The organism is Haladaptatus sp. W1 (assembly GCF_001723155.1).
GTDB lineage: Archaea > Halobacteriota > Halobacteria > Halobacteriales > Haladaptataceae > Haladaptatus > Haladaptatus paucihalophilus.
The window spans coordinates 1-2,310 of record NZ_MEIH01000140.1; the positions used below are offsets into that span (position 1 = coordinate 1).

Consider the following 2,310-nt stretch of genomic DNA (forward strand, 5'->3'; position numbering starts at 1 on the left):
TGATGACGACGCTGTTCTGGTGGGCCGGTCCGTACGTCCGTGCCGCCGTCGCACGTGGCGATATCCAGAGCTTCGAGAACCCGGATTTGGTGTTGCCGCTCGCACTCATTAACTTCGCTCCGGACGTGGTGACGGCGTTCGTGCTCACGGCCATCGTTGCCGCGATCATGTCCACGAGCAATGCGTTCCTCAACGTCGGTGCGTCGGCCGTCACACACGACTTCATGAAAGAGTACAGAAACACCGGGATGACCGACCGCCAGGAAGTCCTTTATGGGCGAATCGCAACCGCTTCGATTCTCGTCATCGCGGGGGTAATCGCGGCAACGTTCCCCGGTCTCATCTTCGTTCTCGGTGCCGCTGGCTGGGCCATCTTTGCGACGGTCATCTTCCCCGGCGTCGCACTCGCGTACAACTGGAAAGGTGCCACTACCGAAGGGATTCTCTGGGGCGGAAGTGTCGGTCTCTTGTTGACGTTGTTCCTGGCCTACGGTGGTCAGTACTTCAGTTGGACGATTCCGATGGGCTTTCTCGGCGGTCAGGTCGCGCAAGTCATCGGTATCGCGGTGTTCGTCCTCGTTTCGTTGGTCACGTCGACGGCCACGTACGACCAATTGAAACCGGGAGTGAAGGCGGTTCTCGACACCGGACGCCTGAAGGGTGGTCGTCTGCCACCGAGTGTCCTTGCTGACGGTGGTGAGGAACGGATAGACGAATAGCATCTCACACATTCACACTTCGAATTCAATGACAAAGGATACACAAGACGTCTCGATTGTCGGCGACACCGACCCGAACGAGTATCAGTACGAGCGGTTGTTCGAACCGACGAGCATCGGCGATGTCGACCTGCGCAATCGCTTGATGATGACCGGCCACACCACGAACTACGCCCGAGGCTCCGAAATCACGGATACCCTCATCGACTACTACGTCGAGCGCGGTGAGGGTGGTATCGGGCTCATCGTGATGGCGTATCTCGCGAACCATCCGAGCTCGATGTCCGGGAGCGCGATTCGCGGTTGGGATGACGACATCGTGCCCCAACTCCGACGGCTGACCGATGCCGTTCACGAAACGGGTGCGAAAATATTCTGCCAGAACCTCCACTATGGACGGCAGATGACGAGTCTCATCAGCGAGCAACCAGTGCTCTCCTCGTCCGATATTCCGGGTCCGGTGAACCGGGAAATGCCTCGACGGATGACTAACGAGGAAATCCAGGAGTTGGTCGATGGATACGCAACGACCGCGGGCGTCATCCAACGAGGCGGCTTCGACGGCGTCGAGATTCATTCCGGGTACGGCGGCTACCTGCTCTCGCAATTCATCTCACCGTACTCGAACGAACGGACCGACGAGTACGGTGGCTCGCTGGAGAACCGGTTGCGTATCGTCTACGAGACGGTCGATAGCGTCCGAGACGAGGTTGGCGAGGACTTCGTCGTCGGACTGCAGGTGAATGCGATGGACGATGCCCCACACGGCATGGGCATCGACGAGTACGAGGAAGTCGCCCGTCGGCTTGCAGCGACGGGACAGATCGACTATCTCGTCGTGAAAGCAGGCACGTACCAGAAACAGGATTACATCGTTCCCGATATGCAACGCGAGCGCGCGCTGCTTGCGCCGCTTGCCAAGCGAATCCGTACCGCCGTCGACGAAGTAAATCCGGGAATGACCGTTGCCACGACGGGACGAATCACCGATCCGCGTCGAGCGGACCAGATTCTCCAGGAAGGTGCTGCGGATATCATCTCGATGACGCGAGGTCACATCGCCGACCCTCACATCGCACGCAAAGCCCAGGAGGGCCGTCTCGACGAACTCATCGAGTGTATGGGGTGTAACCAAGGCTGTATTCAGCGCATCTACGACGGTGCGGCCTGCCGGTGTGTGCTGAATCCGGCGACGGGGTTCGAAGCCGAACTCGGCGTCGGGACGCTCACGAAAACGACCGATCCGAAGGACGTCTTCGTGGTCGGGGGTGGCCCGGCCGGAATGGCGAAGGTCGCGGTCGGAAGCGGACTGGCGTTCGTGTTCGGCACATCGGTCATCGCCGCGCTCCGACACCGTAACCTCGGACAGGTCGATTACAAACTCGCGCTGATGTTCATCGTCGGCATGACGAGTGGTATCAAGGTCGGGGAATACGTCGTGTTGTGGCTCGAAGCGACCGGCATGGCTGACATCGTTGTGGGGACCGCCTACGTCCTCCTGTTGGCCACGGTCGGCCTCTTCACGTTCCGCGACTCGCGTGGCAGTGACGACGACGGCGCATCGTCGTCCCGGAGCGCTTCGAGGTGCTCC

The 2,310-nt window shown here is 60.1% G+C and carries 1 protein-coding gene and 1 pseudogene; both read left to right on the forward strand.

Going from position 1 to position 2,310, the window contains the following annotated elements; translation table 11 throughout:
- A pseudogene (locus BG842_RS07855) lies at positions 1-719 on the forward strand (Na+:solute symporter); the annotation flags it as partial.
- Positions 720-747: 28 nt separating this feature from the next.
- On the forward strand, positions 748-2,310 hold a 1,563-nt coding region (locus tag BG842_RS31240; protein WP_175424101.1), incomplete at its 3' end, for a TSUP family transporter.